6 protein-coding genes are annotated in these 7,007 nt (G+C 42.9%); 3 read left to right on the top strand and 3 right to left on the bottom strand.

Features of this window, described 5'->3' with window-relative positions; genetic code table 11:
- Window positions 1-264 precede the first annotated feature (264 nt).
- The 3 genes from EWV66_RS17755 to EWV66_RS17745 all read right to left on the bottom strand — a co-directional run bounded on the left by EWV66_RS17755 (window position 265) and on the right by EWV66_RS17745 (window position 2,772).
- Entirely contained in the window at window positions 265-981 is a 717-nt protein-coding gene (locus tag EWV66_RS17755) for a nucleotidyltransferase family protein (RefSeq protein ID WP_287107074.1), read from the bottom strand.
- Window positions 982-1,073: 92 nt separating this feature from the next.
- Window positions 1,074-2,099, bottom strand: a complete 1,026-nt coding sequence (locus EWV66_RS17750; protein WP_072926677.1) for a GHMP family kinase ATP-binding protein — start codon at window positions 2,097-2,099, stop codon at window positions 1,074-1,076.
- A 37-nt stretch (window positions 2,100-2,136) separates the two neighbouring features.
- Window positions 2,137-2,772 carry a D-sedoheptulose-7-phosphate isomerase gene (locus tag EWV66_RS17745; protein WP_002788412.1) on the bottom strand — a complete coding sequence of 212 codons (636 nt, stop codon included), beginning with the start codon at window positions 2,770-2,772 and terminating at the stop codon, window positions 2,137-2,139.
- Between the two features lie 666 nt (window positions 2,773-3,438).
- On the opposite strand from EWV66_RS17745, the gene EWV66_RS17740 reads away from it, so the two are divergent.
- From EWV66_RS17740 to EWV66_RS17730, 3 genes are all read left to right on the top strand, one after another.
- Window positions 3,439-4,098 (top strand): D-glycero-alpha-D-manno-heptose-1,7-bisphosphate 7-phosphatase, encoded by a 660-nt coding sequence (locus EWV66_RS17740; RefSeq protein WP_072926675.1) that lies wholly within the window; start codon window positions 3,439-3,441, stop codon window positions 4,096-4,098.
- The gene (locus EWV66_RS17735; RefSeq protein WP_052275402.1) at window positions 4,095-5,321 is read left to right on the top strand and encodes a glycosyltransferase family 4 protein; all 1,227 of its coding nucleotides are present in this window, start codon (window positions 4,095-4,097) and stop codon (window positions 5,319-5,321) included. Before EWV66_RS17740 ends, EWV66_RS17735 begins: the two co-directional genes overlap by 4 nt.
- A gap of 81 nt (window positions 5,322-5,402) precedes the next feature.
- Complete coding sequence (locus EWV66_RS17730; protein WP_052275401.1) at window positions 5,403-6,521, top strand: glycosyltransferase family 4 protein; 1,119 nt, start codon at window positions 5,403-5,405, stop codon at window positions 6,519-6,521.
- Window positions 6,522-7,007: the final 486 nt, after the last annotated feature.

Raw genomic sequence — 7,007 nt, 5'->3', positions numbered from 1 at the left:
TGAGTTAAAAGTTAAACTTCAAGTTTTCATTCAGAACGAATGTACTGGTTAACTGATTTTTTGGGGAAAATTAGTTAACCCATCATTATAACATATAATTAATTTGCAAGAGGTCTAATAAACATTATTTAGTAGCTGATGAAAATCTGTCTAGTCTTGATTTGACTCAACTTCAGCAAGTTGCTGACAACGCTCACAGATGGTATCAAGACCATAATTTGATCAAAGTCGCCAAGTTTTATGGTTCGTATTTTAATCCTGAGGTTAAACCCGATTTCGCAAATTAAAAAGTTCAGGTAATTCAATCTGACTTTTTTCGTAATCTTCGGGGATGCCTATGTCAATAAAATATTCGTCAGAAATAAAGCCATACATAGGAATTTTCTCGGTATAAACTTTGAGAAAGTCGTCCTCAAAAGAAAATTTTGATGGCAGATCAAAGCTGGACAAGATGTTTTTACATATACAATATATGCCGCCATTAATGTAGCCTTGATGTTGATATTTTTTGGATTCAAACCCGATAATTTTTTGGTCATCGTCTAGCAGAACATTGTTATAACGATCAAAGTCAGTTAGGGGCTTCAGAGCAACAGTCATCAGGGATTTTTTTTGACTATGTAAATTAATTAAGGCGGATAAATTGACATTAAACAAGGTATCTCCGTTAACAATTAATGCTTGTTCGGTTTCAATTTTATTGAGTGCCAACTGTATCGCTCCTCCAGTTCCCAAGGGTGTATCTTCTATCAGATAAGTCAGTTCGTATTCCTTGTAATTATCGCCAAAATGATCGATAATTTTCTGATGTTCATAGCCCACAGAAACTAAAAATTTGTTGGTAATTTTTTGAGAGATTAAGTAATCTAATAGATATTCTAAAAAAGGTCTGTCGGCAACGGGAGCCATAGGTTTTGGTAAACTGTTGATCACCGATCGCAACCTAGTTCCTAACCCACCCGCCAGAATAATTACATCCATAGATACACCTCAAAAATCTGAATTATTGCCAATCTTTTAAAAACTATTTTTAGGATTATAGGGATAATCTCCCCCATCGCTGCCTTTGCTTGTTATAATGTCCATGCTTGGGTTCCGTATTTAGTAAAATGAAAATTAATCACTTGGCCTCCTTCTAATTTCAAAGATTTTATTACTTCGATTTTCTTGGTAGGATCGACCATAAAGATAATAAAACCACCGCCACCAGCCCCCGATATTTTGCCTGAATAGGCCCCGGTTTCCCTAGCTACCTGATAAATGCGATCAATCTGCGGATTACTAATTAATTTGGATAATTTCTTTTTCGCTTCCCAAGAGGTTCTCAGAATTTCTGCTATCCCCATAAAATCTGATTTAAGCAGTGCTTCTTTAAAGAGAATTGCCTCTTTTTTGAGTTGATGGGTAGCAGCGATTGCTTGATCATTTTTTTCTTGGACATTCTGAATTTGATCCTCAATTACTTGAGATGAGTAGCGAGAAATGCCTGTATAGTAGAGGATCAGAGAGACTTCCAATTCATTGATCACCCAATTTTTAATCCGCAAAGGATTAACTATGACTCGATCTTGTTCATAAAATTCCATAAAATTAAAACCGCCAAAAGTGGCAGCGTACTGATCTTGCTTGCCCCCTAACCAGCCTAGGTCAATTCGTTCGATCTCGTAGGCTAAATGGGCGATATCGTACTCGCCTAGGGGTAATTTTAACAGTTCCACAAAGGCTTTAACTATGGCCACGGCTAGGGTAGAAGAAGAACCCAATCCCGAACCAGCCGGCGCATCGGAAAAAGTGGTGATTTGCAGCGGCAAAGGTTGCCCTTGATTAAAGTCTTTAATCAAACGATTATAGACTGCTTTATGCAGATCGAGAACACCATTATAGGGGAGAGGAAACTGAAGGGTTTCTATTTGTTGTTCTCCTCGATCGGCGGCAACAAAAATGACCTGTTTGTCGGTAATTTCCGTGACTGTGCAGTAGGCATAGAGATCGATAGTAGCGTTGAGAACGTAACCCCCATAAAGACTACAGTAAGGCTCGACATCGGTGCCGCCACCACCCAAACCTAATCTTAAAGGAGCTTTGGTTCTGATGATCATGGGTATGCTGTTTAGGTTGATTTTTTGCTAGGAGATTTTAGTTAGGAAAGAGCGCTTCTTCGATCGCTAAACAAATAGTATGAAGAACAAAACCATGACCTTCTTGAATGCGCGGGGTACTGGTGCTAGGAATCATCAAACAATAATCGGTTTTTTCCTCTAGAGCTAATCCCTTCGCCCCAGTTAAACCGATGCTAGTGAGACCTTTTACTTGACAAACTTTGAGAGCTTGATGGATATTAGCGGAATTTCCCGAAGTGGAAATACCGATAAACACATCACCAGGGTTTCCTTCCGCTTCTATCTGGCGGCTAAAAATATATTCGTAACCATAATCGTTAGCAATCGCTGTTAAACTGGCGATATCGCTATTGAGGACGCGAACTGGTAAAGACTGTCTTTCTTTCAGAAATCGGCCGTGTAGCTCACCGCCAAAATGGATAGCATCGGCGGCACTGCCTCCATTACCGGCGACTAATACTTTGTGGTTGTTGCGATAAGCATGGATACATACTTGGCAAATCTCTTGGATTTTTTCTAGATATTTTGTTTCAGTTAGTAGGTTTTTCTTCAGGTTATAAGCTTCTTCCAATTCAGTCTTGATTAAAATTGACAGAGACGGATCACTCTGGAAACTATCTAATTTTTTGTTTGATTTTTCCACCATTTGCATAGGTTTGATTTTTCCAATTTTTATTAGTTGAATAAATTTAACTCTCAATCATTCTGTCATTACATTTTGTGTGATAATTTTTGCTTATGGAATCGTGAAATGTTTACTGGGAAAGACTTTTAGGACTATTTTGCGGATATTCTATCAGTATAGACCTAGTTTCCACACAGAAACCAGAAGAGCCAAGACCAGAATCGCTCTCCATTAATTGGGGACAAAACCCCTAGCATGGTAGAATTGATCACGGGAATCGAGTCAAAAGAGTGATCTTTTGCCAGTTACTCTGGGAATATACCACAAACGCCCCAACCTTAGCACAATTTGTTTTATTTGTAAATAAACTTTTGCTCTATTCTGGCCGAGACGGGGGATTTCTGAGCGGGGGGTTCCACCCTTGCCAGTCTTGGCTTTTTGTTTGGCTGGACAAAAATGTTAACAATTCCTGACAATACTGCTGATATAATCAAAAGTCCAAAGGCCTGACGGCGTATAATATGCCCTGATTGCTACACTCTGACATCTAGATAGTAAAGAGAAGCAATTTAGCCGAGAAAACTAGCACAAATCGCGACAATCCCTCGAATTTTGTCTGTCCATCGGTTCAAGCTCTCGTCTCTCACAGAAGAACTGAGAATTCTAGTCCCCGACTCGAAAAAGTCCAACATAATGAATCTTTTCCCCGCAATTTCTGTCAATGACGGCCACCAGAAATACCCGTCTCCGCCGCCTGCTGGCAATTCTGACCGCGAAAGCGAAGATAGAGCAAAAAAGAACAAAGCCTTATTTCTCGATCGAGATGGGGTAGTTATTGACTATATCCCCTACCTGAGCAAACCAGAACAGGTGAGCATTCCCGCCGGGGCAGCGGCTGCCTTAAAACAGTGGCAGGATGCCGGCTATCTGCTGATCATCATTACCAATCAATCGGGACTTGCTAGGGGCTATTTCACTTGGGACGATCTAGCGGCGATTCACGGGCGCATGATTGAGGAATACCGACAATTGGGCGTGCATTTTCACGATCTTGCCATCTGCCCGCACCATCCCGACGAAGGTTGTCTGTGCCGTAAACCCTCCCCCTATCTGCTGCTGACAGCCGCCCACCAGTACGGAATCGATTTAGCCCGCTCGTTGTTTATCGGCGATGCGCCCAGTGATTTAGAATGCGCCCTAGAAGCTGGTTGTCAGCCCGTATTGCTCTTAACAGGGCGAGGAAAAGTCACCCTTGGGGAGATCGAGAAATACCCAGTTGAGATTCCCGTGTATGGCCAACTAAAGGAAACGGTAGAATTATTGTCAAAAACCGCTGCCGAACCAGAATTATGAGAATATTAGTCCTTTTTTGCAATAACTTTCCCTATCCACCTAGTCGCGGGGCAACGGAGGGGAGAACTTTTAACCTGATCAAATGTCTTCATCAAAACCATGATGTCACCCTGTTTGCCCGTCGGGTGGAGAATGTCACAGAAACTCAGATCGAAGAATTAAAAACCTTTACCAATCATCTTGTCTTATTTCCGCCCCAGGAAATTCCCGAACCAGGCAAGGGACTGACAAAACTAATCGGTAAAACAGGGCGCTTTCTGGAGGGAATAGTACAGATGACCCCTGCTAGTGTTCTTAGTTATCGTTCGCCGCTCATTCAAGAGCGAGTAGATGAATACGTCGAGCAGCAAAAATGTGATGTAATTATCTGCGCTCAGAGTATCAGCGAGATTTTTATCCGGCCGGAATACCGTCAGCGAGTCAAAACAGTAGTGGATATTCACAGTTCCGTGTACGGTTGGACACGCAATCATTTGGATAGAGGAGCCTCCGCCTATCCGCTGCGGGATTTTCTCTATCTGCCCTTACTCTATCAGTACGAAAAACGTTACTGTGCCAAGTTTTCGCAATTAGTGGCTACTACCGATTACGATCGCGAACAATTGTTAAAAATCCTCCCGGATGCACGGGTGGATATCGTGCCTAATGGCGTGGATTTAGACCTGTTTCCCTATCGTCCTCGGGATCCCGGCGGTCATAATTTGGTCTTTGTCGGTGCCATGAGTTCTACCCATAATATCGATGCCGCCCGTTTTTTTGTTTTAGAAGTCCTGCCAGTCATTCAACAGCGATATCCCGCTACCACCTTAACCCTAGTGGGGGCAAACCCGGCACCGGAAGTTCTCGAACTCGCCAAGTATCCCGGTGTGAAGGTGACGGGGACCGTTCCCTCGACAGTGGAATATTTACACCGAGGAACCGTTTGTGTGGTTCCCCTGCGGGTGGGATTGGGAATCAAGACCAAAACCCTAGAATCCATGGCCGCTGGGATTCCGGTTGTCGCCAGCGATCGCGGTTTAGAGGGTTTAACGGTGGCAGCAGAGGGAATTCCCCCTAGGGCGCTGCGGGCTAATAGTGTTGCTGAGTACGTCACAGCGATCTCTAGGTTGTTTGATGATCCTTCTGTGCGAGAACAACTGTCCCATAATGGCCGGGCGATGGTGGAATCGGAGTACACCTGGGAGCGAGCGGGACAAAGGTACGAGGAAATTTTGCGGGACTAATATTGTTTTTAACCCCTGAATTTTACTTGAGACTGTTTGCGAGTTTTACCGCCATAAAAATTGATTTTTTGGAGCCTAATCATGAAAGTTTTAATAGTAGGAAATTACGTCAATGATCGGCAGATCAGTATTAATCGTTTTGTCGGTTTAGTGGAGAAAGGACTCAGACAAAAAGGACACGAAATTCGGCGAGTGCAAGCACAGCCTATTTTCGGTCAACTGAAATCTTCTCCCCAGGGACTCGGCAAGTGGTTGGGGTATATTGATAAGTTAATTATTTTCCCAGTGCAGTTACGTCAGCAGCTTGATTGGGCCGATATCGTCTGCATTTGTGATCAGGCGTTATCCTATTTAACTCCCTATCTAAAAGATCGCAAGTATTTTGTCATCTGTCACGATCTGCTGGCCATTCGTTCCGCCCTAGGAGAAATTCCTGAAAATCCCACCAGTTGGACGGGAAAACAGTATCAGGCGATGATTTTGCGAGGATTCAAACAGGCTAAATATGTTGTCTGTTCTTCCGAAGCTACTCGTGCCGATGTTCTCCGTTTAACCAAAATTACCCCCGAACAAACGGAAGTGATCGAGGATTGCTTGAGTGAGGGATACGGTCCGATGACAAGAGCAGCGGCGGTAAATCTAGTGGATAAATTTAATATTAATAGTGATTGCCCCTGGCTAATTCATGTCGGGGGCGACCAATGGTATAAAAATCGATTGGGATTGCTGAAAATATTCAAGAGGTTAATCACTTTCCCCGGTCTGGAAAATTGCCGATTGATCCTGATGGGAAAACCTTTGCTGCCGGATATGCGAGAATTTGTTAATCAGAATAACTTGTCCGCACAAGTAATCGAATTAGGAACCGTCTCCGATGATGATCTCCGCGCCTTTTATTGCCTAGCAACTGCTTTAATCTTTCCCTCTTTTCAGGAAGGATTCGGTGTTCCCGTTATTGAAGCTCAATCCTGTGGTTGTCCCGTCTTTACTTCCAATCGTCTCCCCATGACTGTTATCGCTGATGATGCAGCCGTTTACTTCGATCCCACCGAACACGAGGCCGCCGCTACTATTATTGCAGAAAATCTTCTCGCTCCCGATCGCCTGGAAGATTTGAGGCAAAAAGGTTTTATCAATGCCACTCGCTTTACTTACGAAAGAATGATCCAATCCTACGACCGATTATTGCCAAAATTGTAGTTTAGAGCTTTTTGGTGACTCATTATCCTGCCAACGCGATTTTAAGCGGGGAGGATATGGTTCTGGGGTTCACTTTGGCACTAGAAATCTTGCTGTAAGAGTGATCGTCCTTTTTTAAATCCTACAGTAATCATTTTTCCATAGCTCCTTTGCTTTGGGGTTTACTGAATAAATCTAAAAACCTTGTTGGATAATATCTTTAGGCTTTTTTGAAATCAAAAAGTGCCAGCCATTGGAGGAATCGGGGGAAAATTAAGGCACTTTTTCCCTGAAAATTAGGTAATTGACCCCCTGAAAATGGCTAAAACCCTACACCCCACACCCCACACCCTGCCCCACGAAAAACTTTTTCAGCAGACCCTAATTGGCACTGTGAATTTATCTGTCGCCTGTAAGACTTTTGATAATCTTTTTAGCCAATCGCTCATTAATTTCTCGATGTCTGGGAATTGGTTCTGTTTTTCCAGTATCTGGATTATGGTAAAT

The sequence above is a fragment of the Microcystis sp. M_OC_Ca_00000000_C217Col genome (assembly GCF_007095585.1).
GTDB classification, from domain to species: Bacteria; Cyanobacteriota; Cyanobacteriia; order Cyanobacteriales; family Microcystaceae; genus Microcystis; species Microcystis panniformis.
This window is presented reverse-complemented; position numbering and strand designations above follow the sequence as displayed.

Coding starts and splice junctions, on each gene's coding strand:
- EWV66_RS17755 (WP_287107074.1), bottom strand. CDS start 981: ATGGATGTAATTATTCTGGCGGGTGGGTTAGGAACTAGGTTGCGATCG.
- EWV66_RS17750 (WP_072926677.1), bottom strand. CDS start 2,099: ATGATCATCAGAACCAAAGCTCCTTTAAGATTAGGTTTGGGTGGTGGC.
- EWV66_RS17745 (WP_002788412.1), bottom strand. CDS start 2,772: ATGCAAATGGTGGAAAAATCAAACAAAAAATTAGATAGTTTCCAGAGT.
- EWV66_RS17740 (WP_072926675.1), top strand. CDS start 3,439: ATGAATCTTTTCCCCGCAATTTCTGTCAATGACGGCCACCAGAAATAC.
- EWV66_RS17735 (WP_052275402.1), top strand. CDS start 4,095: ATGAGAATATTAGTCCTTTTTTGCAATAACTTTCCCTATCCACCTAGT.
- EWV66_RS17730 (WP_052275401.1), top strand. CDS start 5,403: ATGAAAGTTTTAATAGTAGGAAATTACGTCAATGATCGGCAGATCAGT.